At 62.9% G+C, this 14,560-nt stretch carries 10 protein-coding genes and 2 rRNA genes; 2 read left to right on the forward strand and 10 right to left on the reverse strand.

The features are described from left to right. Nucleotides 1-5: 5 nt before the first annotated feature. From TBD_RS08805 to TBD_RS08825, 5 genes are read right to left on the reverse strand one after another with little or no spacing between them, the layout of a single operon-like run. The gene (locus TBD_RS08805; RefSeq protein WP_011312270.1) at nt 6-2,174 is read right to left on the reverse strand and encodes a RelA/SpoT family protein; all 2,169 of its coding nucleotides are present in this window, start codon (nt 2,172-2,174) and stop codon (nt 6-8) included. Then, complete coding sequence (locus tag TBD_RS08810; protein ID WP_011312271.1) at nt 2,171-4,507, reverse strand: DNA internalization-related competence protein ComEC/Rec2; 2,337 nt, start codon at nt 4,505-4,507, stop codon at nt 2,171-2,173. The genes TBD_RS08805 and TBD_RS08810 overlap by 4 nt, the downstream gene beginning before the upstream one ends. A gap of 10 nt (nt 4,508-4,517) precedes the next feature. Then, nucleotides 4,518-5,198 carry a lipoprotein-releasing ABC transporter ATP-binding protein LolD gene (lolD, locus tag TBD_RS08815; protein ID WP_011312272.1) on the reverse strand — a complete coding sequence of 227 codons (681 nt, stop codon included), beginning with the start codon at nt 5,196-5,198 and terminating at the stop codon, nt 4,518-4,520. After that, nucleotides 5,191-6,435: a lipoprotein-releasing ABC transporter permease subunit gene (locus tag TBD_RS08820; protein ID WP_011312273.1), complete on the reverse strand. Its 1,245-nt coding sequence runs from the start codon at nt 6,433-6,435 to the stop codon at nt 5,191-5,193. Before TBD_RS08820 ends, lolD begins: the two co-directional genes overlap by 8 nt. Nucleotides 6,436-6,476: 41 nt before the next feature. Then, on the reverse strand, nt 6,477-6,905 hold the full coding sequence (locus tag TBD_RS08825; RefSeq protein WP_011312274.1) for a secondary thiamine-phosphate synthase enzyme YjbQ: 429 nt from the start codon (nt 6,903-6,905) through the stop codon (nt 6,477-6,479). A 24-nt stretch (nt 6,906-6,929) separates the two neighbouring features. Between TBD_RS08825 and TBD_RS08830 the strand changes: the two genes are divergently transcribed. Beyond that, entirely contained in the window at nt 6,930-7,934 is a 1,005-nt protein-coding gene (locus TBD_RS08830; protein ID WP_011312275.1) for a hypothetical protein, read from the forward strand. 6 nt (nt 7,935-7,940) lie between these two features. Here the strand turns inward: TBD_RS08830 and rimO are convergent, their stop codons facing one another. Then, complete coding sequence (rimO, locus tag TBD_RS08835; RefSeq protein ID WP_011312276.1) at nt 7,941-9,272, reverse strand: 30S ribosomal protein S12 methylthiotransferase RimO; 1,332 nt, start codon at nt 9,270-9,272, stop codon at nt 7,941-7,943. A gap of 27 nt (nt 9,273-9,299) precedes the next feature. On the opposite strand from rimO, the gene TBD_RS08840 reads away from it, so the two are divergent. After that, nucleotides 9,300-9,518: a hypothetical protein gene (locus tag TBD_RS08840; RefSeq protein ID WP_041432618.1), complete on the forward strand. Its 219-nt coding sequence runs from the start codon at nt 9,300-9,302 to the stop codon at nt 9,516-9,518. Here the strand turns inward: TBD_RS08840 and TBD_RS08845 are convergent. From TBD_RS08845 to TBD_RS08860, 4 genes are all read right to left on the reverse strand, one after another. Continuing rightward, on the reverse strand, nt 9,456-10,241 hold the full coding sequence (locus TBD_RS08845) for a ZIP family metal transporter (RefSeq protein WP_011312277.1): 786 nt from the start codon (nt 10,239-10,241) through the stop codon (nt 9,456-9,458). The genes TBD_RS08840 and TBD_RS08845 overlap by 63 nt on opposite strands. A gap of 154 nt (nt 10,242-10,395) precedes the next feature. Continuing rightward, on the reverse strand, nt 10,396-10,665 hold the full coding sequence (locus TBD_RS08850) for a ComEA family DNA-binding protein (protein WP_011312278.1): 270 nt from the start codon (nt 10,663-10,665) through the stop codon (nt 10,396-10,398). Between the two features lie 271 nt (nt 10,666-10,936). After that, nucleotides 10,937-11,049, reverse strand: a 5S ribosomal RNA gene (rrf, locus tag TBD_RS08855). 180 nt (nt 11,050-11,229) lie between these two features. Next, a 23S ribosomal RNA gene (locus tag TBD_RS08860) occupies nt 11,230-14,250 on the reverse strand. Nucleotides 14,251-14,560 lie beyond the last annotated feature (310 nt).

Raw genomic sequence — 14,560 nt, forward strand, 5'->3', positions numbered from 1 at the left:
AAACCCTAGCTGCGCCTCACCTCGACGACGTTCTGCACGTGCTGCAGGCGGGCCAGCAGGCGGGACAGCTGCTGCAGCTCCTTGATGCGGACCGTGAGCTGCATCTGCGCGTACTCGCCGCGGGTCTCGGTGTTCACGCGCAGCACATCGAGCTTGTCCTTCGCAATCACGTCCGACACGTCGCGCAGCAAGCCCTGACGATCGAAGGCCTTGAGCCGGATGTCGACCTCGAAACCGGTGCCGAGATCGAGCGCCCATTCGGCGGGCATCTGCCGGGCCTGGTTGGCGCGCCTGAGCGACGCGCAGTCGGCCCGGTGCACGGTGACGCCGCGCCCGACCGTGGTGTAGGCGACGATCGCCTCGGGCGGCCGCGGCTTGCAGCAGCGCGCCATCGTCAGCGGCACATCGCCGAGTCCCGGAATGACGACCGGGCTGCCCGAGCCCGGACGGGACCGCGGCTTGGCCGTCGGCGCAAGCGCTGGGGGCGCCTTGCCCGGCTCCTGTAGCGCGCCGACCAGATCGCGCTGGCCGACGTCGCCGCGCCCGAGCGCGGCGAAGAACTCGTCGACACTGGAAAACTTGAGGCGCTGGGCGAGCTTTTCGTGGTTCACGTCGCCGACGCCGAGGCGCTTGAGTTCCTTGTCGAGCAGGCTGCGGCCGAGGTTCACCTGCTCGCCGACGTCGCGCTGACGGAACCACGCCCGCACCTTCGACCGCGCGCGATGCGTCGCGAGATAGCCAAGTGCCGGATTGAGCCAGTCGCGGCTCGGCGTGCCTTCCTTGGCGGTCACGATCTCGACGCGCTGGCTGTTGTCGAGAACCGTGTTGAGCGGGACCATCGCGCCGTTGACCTTCGCGCCGCGGCAGCGATGGCCGAGATCGGTATGCACGGCGTAGGCGAAATCCACCGGGGTCGCGCCGCGGTCGAGCGCGACGACCCGCCCCTGCGGCGTCAGCACATAGACCTGGTCGTGGAAGAGCTCGGTCTTGAACTGCTCGCGGAATTCGCTGCTGTCGGCGACGTCGTCCTTCCATTCGAGGATGCGCCGCAGCCACGCGATCTTCTCCTCGTACTGCGCGTCCTGCTTGCCGCTTTCCTTGTAGCGCCAGTGCGCCGCGACACCGAGTTCGGCGTGGCGATGCATGTCGAAGGTGCGTATCTGCACCTCGAGCGCGCGATCCTCGGGCCCGATGACCGCGGTGTGAAGCGAGCGGTAGTCGTTGCTCTTGGGCTGCGAGATGTAATCGTCGAACTCACCGGGAATCGGCTGCCACAGGTTGTGCACGAGGCCGAGCACGGTGTAGCAGTCGATTTCCTGGCGCACCAGGACGCGCACGGCACGGATGTCGTACAACTGCTCGAAGCTCAGATGCTTGCGCCGCATCTTGTTGACGATACTCGCGATGTGCTTGGGCCGGCCCGTCACCTCGGCCTCGATGCCGTGCAGCGCCAGTTCGGCCTTCAGGCGTTCGATGATCCCGAGGATGTAGGCCTCGCGATCGGCGCGCTTTTCGTCGAGTTGCGCGGCGATCGTGCGGTAGGTTTCCGGTTCGAGGTAGCGGAAGGCCCAGTCCTCCATCTCCCACTTGATCTGCCACACGCCGAGACGGTTGGCCAGCGGGGCGAAGAGCTCGCGGGCCTGTTGGCCGAGCGCCTCGCGCAGCGCCGCGCGTTCGTCGGGGTCGTCGCCCTCCGGCGCGGGCGACGCGGCGCAACGCAGCGCGTGGGTACGCTCGGCGAGCTTCAGCAACACCACGCGAATGTCCTCGACCATCGCCAGCACCATCTGACGCAAGGCTTCGAGCTGGGCGTGGGGATCGATGCGTTTGTCGGTCGTCGTGGCGGCCAGCGACTCGATGCGGGCCATCGCCGCGACCCCGCGCGCGAGCTGGGCAGCGCTGTTGAAGCGCTCATCCATCTCCGCCTCGTCACCAAGACAGGCGTGCAGCAGCGCCGCCGCCACCGCGTCGGCACCGACCTTGAGTTCGGCGGCGATCAGTGCACTGCCCACGCTGTGCGCGAACGCCTCGCTGCCGCCGAGCCGCTCGTAGGCGTAGTCGAGCGCGCGCCAGGGCAGATCGTTTTCGGCAACGGGCAGCACGCGTGCGAGGGCTTGCCGCGCCGACTCGCGGTCGGTCGCTTCGTAGCAGCGCGGGCGGACAATTTCGTTCATGACGGGGGGGCGTGCCAGTAACGGCGGTGGGCGGGTCGATATTCTGAGGCCGTCACTCCGGCTTGTCCAAACGTCAGGCGCACGAGCCCCGCCCGATCGCTTCGCAGCACCTGCGAGCCGGCCTCGCGGAAACGGCCGACCACCTCGGGATGCGGGTGGCCGAAGCGATTGCGGTGGCCGACGGTGAACACCACATGCTCGGGGTGGACGCGGTCGACGAATTCCGCGATCGACGAGGTGCGGCTGCCGTGGTGCCCGGCCACGAGCACCGTCGCGCCGATATCCTGGCCTGACTCGAGGAGCTCGAGTTCGCCGCGCCGCTCGGCGTCGCCGGTAATCAACAGGCTCTGCGTGCCGGCGCTGACCCTGAGCACGCAACTGAAATCGTTGTCGCTGCGCTTGCCCCCTTCGTAGGCGGCCCGCGACGGATTGAGGATGGCGAAACGAACGCCGTCCCAGCTCCAGCGCTGGCCGCGAGCGCAGCGCCGCGGCTCGGGCGCGCCGCGTAAGAGCGGGCTGTCGGCCGGCAGCCCGTGCAGGAGCCAGCCCGTACGGAGGTCGCGCAGCACCGAGCGCAGCCCCCCGCTGTGGTCGTTGTCGTCGTGCGAGACGATCAGACCCGATAGCTCCCCGACGCCGATCGCCCGCAGATACGGAACGACGATGCGCTCGCCGGCGTCGCTGTCGGCAAATGCCGCACCCGTGTCGTACAGCAACGCATGGCGAGCGGTACGGATCAGGATCGCCGTCCCCTGTCCGACGTCGATCACGTCGGCGCGAAATCCTCCGGGCGCAAGCGTCTCTACCGGGGAAAATGCGAGCGGCAGAAAAAACAGTCCGCCAAGCGCGCGCGCCGGGAAGCCTCGCGGCAACAGCAGCCAGAACGTGCCGGCGAGCGCAAGCGCCGCCGTCCATGGCTGCGGGGCGGGCCGTACCATGACTGCCCAGGACAGGTTCGACGCCCACGCCAGACCGCTGCCCAGCCATTCCATGACCGCTGCCGCCGCATCCCACAGCGGCGGCACGATGACGCCGAGCAGCGCGAGCGGCGTGACGAGCCAACTGACGACAGGGATCGCGACCGCGTTCGCGAACGGCGAGACGAGCGACACCTGCTGAAATAGCAGGAGCAGCGCCGGCGCAAGCGCGAGCGTCACGGCCGCCTGAACGCTGATCCAGCCGCGCAGCTTGGCGGGCCGGGCGACTCGCCCGAAGCTCACCCACAGGATCGCCGCCATCGCGCCGAAGGACAGCCAGAATCCCGCGGACACGACGGCCCAGGGATCGATCAGCAGGACGATGAGCAAGGCCCAGAGCAACGCAGAAAACGGCCGGGGCTCGCGCCGGCCCCAGAAGGCCAGCGCGAGCACGGCCAAGGTGAAAAGCGTGCGCTGCGCCGGCACCTGAAACCCGGCGAGCAGCGAATATCCGAAGGCCGCCAGGACCGCGGCGATCAAGCCCGCCTGCCGGGCCGCGATGCGTTCTGCGGCGCGCGGCAGGCGACGCCACGCCGTCGCGACGAACCAGCCGGCCAGCGCGGCGATCATCGTGACGTGCAGTCCCGAAATCGACAGCAGATGGTTGACCCCCGTGCGGGTGAACGCGCGCCATTGCGCGTGCGGAATGCTGCGCTGGTCGCCGACGACAAGCGCGGCGATGACGCCGGCGTAGGGACCATCCTCGAGCCGGGTGAAAATCCGGCTGCGGATGTCGGCGCGCGCCGCCGCGATCCGGCCTCGGGCGGTCGCCGCTTGTGCTGCGAGGCGTCGCGGCACGGGCTTCTCGCGCACGTAGCCCGACGCGGCGATCCCCTGCTCGAGCATCCACGCCTCGAGGTCGAAGCCGTGCAGATTGTGCGTGCCGTGCGGGATTTTGAGGCGCACCGTCAGATGCCAACGCTCGCCCGCCCGCATGCGGACCTCGCGCACGCCGTCGCGCGGCCAGTAACGCGCGAGCTGCACGCGCGGCATGGTCGGCACGCCCGGCGTAAGAACCTTTTCGACATCGAGGACGAAGCGTTCGCCGCGGGCGTCGGCATGCGGCAGCGCGGCAATGACGCCGACGAGCTCGATGTCGACGCCCTGCCAGTGGTCGGGTAGCCGTTCGGCAAGACGCAGTTCGGCGCGCCATGTCGCCCAGGCGACGCCCAGGGCCGCGCACAACAGCGTGATGGCGGCGCGGCGAAGGAGCGCGGCCGGCCCTGCGGAAAAACGCGGCAGCAGAAGCACGGTCGACAGCAGCGGCAACAGCCAGAGCCATGAGGTCGGCGGCAGCTCGGCCTGCTGCTGCAACCAGCCTATCCCGAGGCAAAACGCGAGGAGATAGGCCCGCATCGCGCCGCGGTTACGCCGCCTGCAATGTCCCGTCGACGAGGCGCAACTGTCGATCCATGCGCGCGGCGAGCTCGACGTCGTGGGTGACGACGACGAGGCTCGTGCCCTGTTTGCGGTTGAGCTCGCGCATGAGATCGAACACCGTGTCGGCCGTGTGGTGGTCCAGGTTGCCGGTCGGTTCGTCCGCGAGGATGCATGCCGGACGTGTCACGACCGCACGCGCGATCGCGACCCGCTGACGCTCGCCGCCCGACAGTTCACCGGGGCGATGAGCGAGGCGATGCGTCAGCCCGACCGCGTCGAGCACTTCCGCGGCGCGCGCCAAGGCCTCCGCACGCGCGACGCGCCGGATGATGAGCGGCATCGCCGCATTTTCCACCGCCGAAAATTCCGGCAGCAGATGATGAAACTGATAGACGAAGCCGAGTGCGGTGTTGCGCAGCCTGCAGCGCTCGGCCTCCGAAAGCGCGAACGGGTTTTTTCCGAGAAGCGCGACGTCGCCGCGCGTCGGCGTGTCGAGTCCGCCGAGAAGATGCAGCAAGGTGCTCTTGCCGGAACCCGACGCGCCAACGATAGCGAGCGACTCCGCGGTGCCGACCGCAAGGTCGACCGAACGCAGCACCGGCACGTCGACCTTGCCCTGGCGGAATGTCTTGCCGAGCCCGCTGCAGCGCAGCACGGTTTCATTCATAGCGCAGCGCCTCGGCGGGGTTGATGCGGGACGCGCGCCAGCTCGGATAGAGCGTCGCGAGCAGGCTGATCAGCAAGGACACGCCGCCGATCAGCGTGACCTCGCTCCAGTCGAGCTTTGAGGGCAGCTCGTTGATGTAGTAGACGTCGGCCGGGAAGAGATCCATGCCTGCCATGCGCTCGATGATTGGCACGACGGTCTCGAGATTGAGCGCGAGGAATACACCGCCCGTCACCCCGATCGCGGCGCCGAGCACGCCGATGAAGGCGCCCTGCACGATGAAGATCGCCATGACCGACCCCGGTCGGGCGCCGAGGGTGCGCAGGATCGCGATATCCGACTGTTTGTCGGTGACCGCCATCACGAGCGTGGAGACGATGTTGAACGCGGCAACCGCGACGATCAACAGCAGGATCAGGAACATCATGCGCTTCTCGATCGCAACGGCGCGAAAGAAATTGGCGTGGCTCTGGGTCCAGTCGGTGAGGTAGTAATCGCCCGTCAGCGTTTGCGCGAGTTCGCGCGTCACGAACGGCGCACGGAAAAGTTCATCGAGCTTGAGGCGCACGCCCGACACGTCCTGCCCGAGTCGCAGCAGCTTCTGCGCGTCCTGCAGATGGATCAGGGCGAGGCCCGAGTCGTATTCGAACATGCCGGCCTCGAAGATGCCGGTAACCGTGAACTGCTTGACGCGCGGCATGACCCCGGCCGGCGTGATGTTGCCCTGCGGCGTGAGCAGTACGAGCTTGTCACCCGGAAAGACGTTCAGCGCGCGTGCCAGTTCTCCCCCAAGGATGATGCCAAATTCGCCGGGCTTGAGGTCGGTCAGGCGCCCGGCTTTCATGTGCCGCGAAAAATCGGCCACCGCGTTTTCCATCCCGGGGACGATGCCGCGAATGATCGCCCCGCGGACCATGTCGCCGTTGGCGAGCATGCCCTGCGCATTGACGTAGGGCGCGCCGGAGACGACATCCTTGTTGCGCTGCGCCTGCGCCAGCACGGAACGCCAGTCGGCGAGACGGTCCCCCGGACCGCTGATCTCGAGATGCGCCGCGACGCCGAGGATGCGCGCACGCAGTTCCTCCTGGAAGCCGTTCATGACCGACAGCACGACGATCAGCGCCATCACGCCGAGTGCGATGCCGCCCATCGAGACGACGGAAATGAAGGAGATGAAATGGTTACGGCGCTTCGCGTGGGTGTAGCGCAGACCGACCAGTAGCTCAAGAGGAAGCAAAACGGGACCCGCTGGATGAATCGGTCGAGTATGCCATAGCTCTACTCGCCGAGCAGGTGCAAGACCACGCTGCGCGTCTGCGGCGCGCGCCGGTGTTCGAAGACGTAGATACCCTGCCAGGTCCCGAGGAGCGGGACACCGTCGGCGACCGGAATGGCAAGGTGAGTCTGCGTCAAGGCGGCGCGGACGTGAGCCGGCATATCGTCCGCACCTTCGAGGACGTGTTCGTAAATCGGGTCGCCCTCGGGCACCAGCCGCGACAGAAAGCGTTCGAGATCGCTCTGCACGGTCGGGTCGTAATTTTCCTGTATCAGGAGGCTCGCCGAGGTATGTCGGATGTAGAGCGTCAGCAGGCCGCGCTCGATCAAGCTCGCGCGCACGCGAGCCAGGATTTCGTCGGTGCAGGCGTAGAGTCCCTTGCCGCGGGTCGGGACCGTGATGGTGTCGATGATCTGACGCATGGATGCCATTTTAGCTTTGCTACACTCGCAGCCATGCTGCTTCTCGTTCCGCATCTGTTCCCCTCGCAGCGCCTGCTCGACGTCGCCACGGCCAATCTTCGCCTCCCCGCCCTGCAGACGCTGCTCGCGCGCGGCACGCGCCGGCGGGAGCCGGCCGAGGGAACATTGGCCGCCGTCTGCAAGGCACTCGGTATCGCCCGCCAGCAGGACTGGCCGCTCGCGCCGCTCGCGCTCGAGTCCGAGGGCGAAGCGGCGGGAGACGACTACTGGCTGCGCGCGGATCCGGTGCATCTTCGCGTCATGCGGGACCGCATCGTCCTGCTCGCGGGCGACGAAATCGGGCTCGCGCAAGACGAGGCAGATGTGCTTGCGGGCGCAGTCGCCGCGCACTTCGGTGCGGAACTCAGCCCGCGGCCACTTCGCCCTCATCGCTGGTATGTCCGCCTCGCACATCCTCCGGCCCTGGCGACGACAGGGCTCGCTGCGGCGATCGGCCGCGAGGTCGACCTGCTGCTGCCCGAAGGACGCGACGCCATGCGTTTCCGTGCATACCTGAACGAAGTGCAGATGCTGCTGCACGAGCATCCGGTCAACCTGCGACGCGAAGCCCGTGGCGAGCTGGCGGTCAATTCGCTTTGGCTCTGGGGCGGCGGTACACGGCCTGCACCCGTTGCAGGACCCGTGCCCGCGCTCCGCGCGAACGCGGCCGAAGCGCGGGCGGCCGGCAGTTTTTGCGGCGCACAGCTTCGTCCCGTACCGGAACGCTTCGACAAGGCGTTACTCGAGGGCCAAGACCTCATCGTCCTCGACGCCTTGGAACGGCCGGGGCAGTATGGTGACGCGCAGGGGTGGCGTGAAGCGCTCGGGCGACTCGAAACGAACTGGTTCGCGCCGCTGCTCAGAGCCCTTCGCGTAACGCCAGCGCGTCGTGTGCAAGTCCGCGACCCCGTCAGCGGCCATGGCCTCGATCTGCGTGCGTCGGGCTTATGGCAAGTCTGGCGACGCTCGGGTCCCCTCGCCTCGCTGCTTGCCGAGTAGGCGGCTTCAGACCGGTGTCGCCCAGAGATCGTGGGCGTCGGCTTCGTCGACTTTCACCGTGAGGCGCGTCCCGGGCTTCAGACCGAAGACGCCCTCCAGATAGACGACGCCGTCGATCTCGGGGGCGTCGGCGTGGCTGCGCGCAAGCGTGCCGACTTCGTCCTCCTCATCGACCAGGACCTCGATCGTCCTGCCGATTTTGGCGTCGAGCCGGGCCGCAGAAATTTCCGCCTGCGTTTCCATGAAGCGCTCTAGCCGCTCGTCTTTCAGTTCTTCGGGAACGGGGTCCGGCAGCTCGTTGGCAACGGCGCCCTCGATGGGCGAGTATTTGAAGCAGCCGACGCGGTCGAGCTGTGCGTGCTTGAGGAAATCCAGCAGTTCCTCGAACTCGGGGTCTGTCTCACCGGGGAAGCCCACGATGAACGTCGATCGCAGCGTAAGCTCGGGCACGGCGGCCCGCCAGGCATGGATGCGGTCGAGCGTTTTTTCGACCGCGCCGGGCCGCTTCATGAGCTTCAGGATGCGTGGGCTCGCATGCTGAAAGGGAATGTCGAGGTAAGGCAGAATGACGCCGTCGGCCATCAGCGGAATGACGTCGTCGACGCTCGGATAGGGATAGACGTAGTGCAGCCTCACCCAGGCGCCGAGACTCCCGAGGGCGCGCGCGAGTTCGGTCATGCGCGTCTTCACGGGGCGTCCGCCCCAGAAGCCCGGGCGATACTTCACATCGACTCCGTAGGCGCTCGTGTCCTGCGAGACGACGAGGAGCTCCTGCACGCCGGCGCTCACCAGCGCTTCCGCCTCGTGCATCACCTCGCCGATCGGACGGCTCACGAGATCGCCCCGCATCGACGGAATGATGCAGAAGCTGCAACGGTGATTGCAGCCTTCGGATATCTTCAGGTAGGCATAATGACGCGGCGTGAGCTTGATGCCGCCCGGCGGGATCAGGTCGGCGAACGGATCGTGCGGCTTCGGCAGCGCGCCGTGCACCGCTTCCATCACCTCGTCGAGCGCGTGCGGCCCCGATACCGCCAACACCTTGGGATGGACCTCGCGTATCAGTTCGCCTTTCGCGCCGAGACAGCCGGTGACGATGACCTTGCCGTTCTCCGCAATCGCCTCGCCGATCGCCTCGAGCGACTCCTGCACCGCAGCGTCGATGAAACCGCAGGTATTCACGACCACGACGTCCGCGTCGTCGTAGCTGCCGACGATGCCATAACCCTCGGCGCGTAGCTGCGTGAGGATGCGTTCCGAATCGACGGTGGCCTTGGGACAGCCCAGTGAGACGAAGCCGACCGTCGGTGTACGCGCGGTCTTTGCTTTGGTTACCATGACGTTCAATCCTGATGGAGCAATGAGATGTATATCGTGGCGATCGGCTGGGCGTACGTGATTCTCATGATGGCGATCACCGCGAGCAGCGTCGGCAAGGCGCTGGCCATCCTGGTCTTCCTCGGCGCGTTGCCGATTGCGCTGTTCGTCTACGTCGTCGGAGGACGCAAGCGGCGGGTCCGTTCAATGACCGTGTCCGATCAGGTAGCCGACCAGCGCAACGCTACCGATCCCGAGACCGATTAAAGCGAGTTGCTGCAGCGTCGCGCCGATTTCCGCGCGCTTGTGCAAGCCCGGAATCAGGTCGGACAGCGCGACGTATAGCATGCTCGCGCCGGCGAGTCCCAGCAATACCGGCGTCCATCCTTCGAGCATCGAGAGCGCGTAATAACCCACGAGGGCGCCGACCAGCGTCGCCACGCCCGTGACGAAATTCAGCAGCAGGGCGCGCCCGCGGCTGTAACCGGAATGCAGCAATATCAGGAAGTCCCCGATCTCCTGCGGAATTTCGTGCGCGATGATCGCAAGTGCCGTGACGACGCCGAGGCGGAAGTCGGCGAGGAAGGCGCCCGCGATGATGACGCCATCTACAAAATTATGAAACGTGTCGCCCACTGTGATCATCAGGCCGGATCGGCCGTGATCATGGCCGTGGGCCGGGCGGGAATTCCCGCCGTGCGCTTCGCAAATTTCCTCGTGGCAATGTCGCCACAACACGAGCTTCTCGAGCAGAAAGAACAGCAGGATGCCACCGAGCAAGGCCTTCGCCACCGTTTCGATGTCGCCGCCGATTTCAACCGCCTCTGGCAGGACCTCGAGCAGCGAAGCGCCGAGCAATGCGCCGATCGCGTAGCTCACGAGTACCGGAATCCAGCTCGGACGCGCCGACAATGCCAATGCGCCGGCAAGCAGGAAGCTCAGCAGACTGCCGGCGGCAGTTGCGAGCAGAATGACGGCGAGGGTGGACATGTGAACCCGGCAGCAAGAAAGCGAGGGATTATACCGGGGGACCTTCGCTCCGCAGCGAGCGGGGTGTACGAACCCGAACGGCGCTCGCTCCGAGAAGCGGTTTGACGCTGCGCGACTCGCCGTCACGCAGCGCCCGGGGTGGCTCAGGCCAAGGCTATTGCTTGGTGCCGGGCGCCCCGACCGTCAGTTCGCCCTGCAATTTCTCGACACTCGCCTTGCCGAAGCCCTTGACCTTGTCCAGCTCCTGCACGCTCTTGAACGCCCCGTTAGCGTCGCGGTAGCTGATGATCGCCTTGGCTTTCGCCGGCCCGACGCCGCGGATCGCTTCGAGTTCGGATTGCGTCGCCGTATTGATATTGACCGCGGCGAACGCCGGGAACGCAAGAAGACCGGCCAGTACCAACAGATTTCGAGCCAATTTCATAGTTTTCTCCCTTTAATGGTTAAGGTGGGCCCTCTGCCCACGTCGTGACGTTAACCGGAAGAAGCGTGCCTGGGTATTCAACTAAAGTTGTAGGACACAATTAAGCGATTGAATAAATTGAACAAATAAATCCTTTGCCCGGGCGCGAATGGCGCCGTAACGCCGTACACGTGGGTCGGGAACCGCCCGATTCCCGCGTCGTGCAATAAAAAACCCCCTCTTTGCGGGAGGGGGTTTTTGGTATCCGGTGTTGATGCCGGAGGTATAAGGAGTCTGACGATGACCTACTTTCACAGGCGAATGCCTACTATCATTGGCGCGGGAGCGTTTCACCGTCCTGTTCGGGATGGGAAGGGGTGGTTCCACTCTGCTATGGTCGTCAGACAAAGGGGTGGGGATCGAGGTTTTGGACCTTGACCCCGCATTCGGATTGTCTGGGGTGCCGTTGATCTTGCGATCTTCAGCCGACTGTTTTATTCACGCTGACCGAGGTCGGCGTGCAGGAAGAAGGTATTGGGTTGTTACTGCATCGTGTACACACACTGCACTGCTTCTCAAAATTATAGGATCAAGCCTCACGGGCAATTAGTACGGGTTAGCTTAACGCATTACTGCGCTTCCACACCCCGCCTATCAACGTCGTGGTCTTCGACGACCCTTCAGGGCACTCAAGGTGCCAGGGAAGACTTATCTTCAGGCAAGTTTCACGCTTAGATGCTTTCAGCGTTTATCTCTTCCGTGCTTAGCTACCCGGCGATACGACTGGCGTCATAACCGGTACACCAGAGGCACGTCCACTCCGGTCCTCTCGTACTAGGAGCAGCCCCCGTCAATCTTCCAACGCCCACGGCAGATAGGGACCAAACTGTCTCACGACGTTTTAAACCCAGCTCACGTACCACTTTAAATGGCGAACAGCCATACCCTTGGGACCGGCTACAGCCCCAGGATGTGATGAGCCGACATCGAGGTGCCAAACTCCCCCGTCGATATGAACTCTTGGGAGGAATCAGCCTGTTATCCCCAGAGTACCTTTTATCCGTTGAGCGATGGCCCTTCCATACAGAACCACCGGATCACTATGACCTGCTTTCGCACCTGCTCGACGTGTCAGTCTCGCAGTCAAGCCTTCTTTTGCCATTGCACTATCAGTACGATGTCCGACCGTACCTAGAAGACCTTCGTACTCCTCCGTTACACTTTGGGAGGAGACCGCCCCAGTCAAACTGCCCACCATGCACGGTCCCCGATCCAGATAATGGACCCAGGTTAGAACCGCAACGACACCAGGCTGGTATTTCAACGACGCCTCCACGAGATCTAGCGACCTCGCTTCACAGGCTCCCAGCTATCCTACACAAGTCCCGTCACAGTCCAATGCAAAGCTACAGTAAAGGTTCATGGGGTCTTTCCGTCTAGCCGCGGGGAGATTGCATCTTCACAAACATTTCAACTTCGCTGAGTCTCGGGTGGAGACAGTGTGGCCATCGTTACGCCATTCGTGCGGGTCGGAACTTACCCGACAAGGAATTTCGCTACCTTAGGACCGTTATAGTTACGGCCGCCGTTTACCGGGGCTTCGATCAAGAGCTTGCACCCCATCAATTAACCTTCCGGCACCGGGCAGGCGTCACACCCTATACGTCCACTTTCGTGTTTGCAGAGTGCTGTGTTTTTATTAAACAGTCGCAGCCACCATTTCACTGCAACCCCATCGGCCTTCGCGAGCAAGTCGCTACAACCTACCGGGGCGTACCTTATCCCGAAGTTACGGTACCAATTTGCCGAGTTCCTTCACCCGAGTTCTCTCAAGCGCCTTAGAATTCTCATCCTACCCACCTGTGTCGGTTTGCGGTACGGTTCTCGTTTACCTGAAGCTTAGTGGCTTTTCTTGGAAGCTTGGTATCAGTGACTTCGGCTCCAATGGAGCACCGTCATCGTGTCTCGACATTAACCCCCCGGATTTGCCTAAGGGATCTGCCTACGCACTTAAACCGGGACATCCAACACCCGGCTCACCTAACCTTCTCCGTCCCCACATCGCAGTAAACGAAAGTACGGGAATTTTGACCCGTTTCCCATCAGCTACGCATCTCTGCCTCACCTTAGGGACCGACTCACCCTGCGCCGATGAACGTTGCGCAGGAAACCTTGGGTTTTCGGCGAGGGGGCCTTTCACCCCCTTTATCGCTACTCATGTCAGCATTCGCACTTCTGATATCTCCAGCACCCCTTACAGGACACCTTCGCAGACTTACAGAACGCTCCTCTACCATATGCACAAAGTGCATATCCGAAGCTTCGGTTACGTGCTTAGCCCCGTTACATCTTCCGCGCAGGACGACTCGACTAGTGAGCTATTACGCTTTCTTTAAAGGATGGCTGCTTCTAAGCCAACTTCCTAGCTGTCTATGCCTTCCCACATCGTTTTCCACTTAGCACGTCATTTGGGACCTTAGCTGTCGGTCTGGGTTGTTTCCCTCTTGACACCGGACGTTAGCACCCGATGTCTGTCTCCCATGCTCGCACTTCACGGTATTCGGAGTTTGCTATGCCGCAGTAAGTCGCAATGACCCCCACTAACATTACAGTGCTCTACCCCCGTGAGTGATACATGAGGCGCTACCTAAATAGCTTTCGAGGAGAACCAGCTATCTCCGGATTTGTTTAGCCTTTCACCCCTATCCACAGCTCATCCCCTAATTTTTCAACATTAGTGGGTTCGGACCTCCAGTGCGTGTTACCGCACCTTCATCCTGGCCATGGATAGATCATCCGGTTTCGGGTCTACGCCCCGCTACTATGCGCCCTATTAAGACTCGCTTTCGCTTCGCCTCCCCTATTCGGTTAAGCTCGCAACGGAACGTAAGTCGCTGACCCATTATACAAAAGGTACGCAGTCACCCCTGCTTCAAACACCCTCCGGGTGTTCTCGCAGGGCCACTACAACGCTGCGCGTTGCAGCACCCATTTCACTCCTTCTTAATTACTTTTGAGTCGCTCGCTTGCGCTCGCTCCTCGAAAGAATCGAAGGTGCTTGAAGCAGGGGCTCCCACTGTTTGTATGCATGCGGTTTCAGGATCTATTTCACTCCCCTCCCGGGGTTCTTTTCGCCTTTCCCTCACGGTACTGGTTCACTATCGGTCGACTACGAGTATTTAGCCTTGGAGGATGGTCCCCCCATGTTCAGACAGGATTTCACGTGTCCCGCCCTACTTGTCTCATGCCTAGTTCCACACTCTTGTTTTCGCGTACGGGGCTATCACCCACTATGGCCAGACTTTCCAGACTGTTCCACTAACAAGAATGCTAAATCATGAAGGCTCTTCCCAATTCGCTCGCCACTACTATGGGAATCTCGGTTGATTTCTTTTCCTGCAGCTACTTAGATGTTTCAGTTCACTGCGTTCGCTCTACCCACCCTATGTATTCAGGTGGGAGTGGCCCAAAGGGCCGGGTTCCCCCATTCGGAAATCTCCGGATCAAAGCTCTATTGCCAGCTCCCCGAAGCTTATCGCAGGCTTACGCGTCCTTCATCGCCTGTAGTCGCCAAGGCATCCACCACATGCACTTAGTCGCTTGACCCTATAATTTTGAGGACTGAATTCTCTTGCGATCATCCAGTCTCGCATTACAGATGTGTTTGCTACCCCACCACCCAGCTCGGCATCAGGCTCATCACTGAACCCAATATTCCAGGTGACAGGGTCGATACAATTTCAACCCATGTTGATGCATTCATCACAAATGCATCACCTTCTTCCAAATTGTTAAAGAACAGCCGTTACGCATAACGCGTAAGCACTAAAGTCAGCGACTTCACTGCTTACGATTCACACAGATTCACACAGATAGGTACTGCGTTTTTCCCGACCCTTAATCCCGACCCCTGATC

The sequence above is a fragment of the Thiobacillus denitrificans ATCC 25259 genome (assembly GCF_000012745.1).
Taxonomy (GTDB): Bacteria; Pseudomonadota; Gammaproteobacteria; order Burkholderiales; family Thiobacillaceae; genus Thiobacillus; species Thiobacillus denitrificans_B.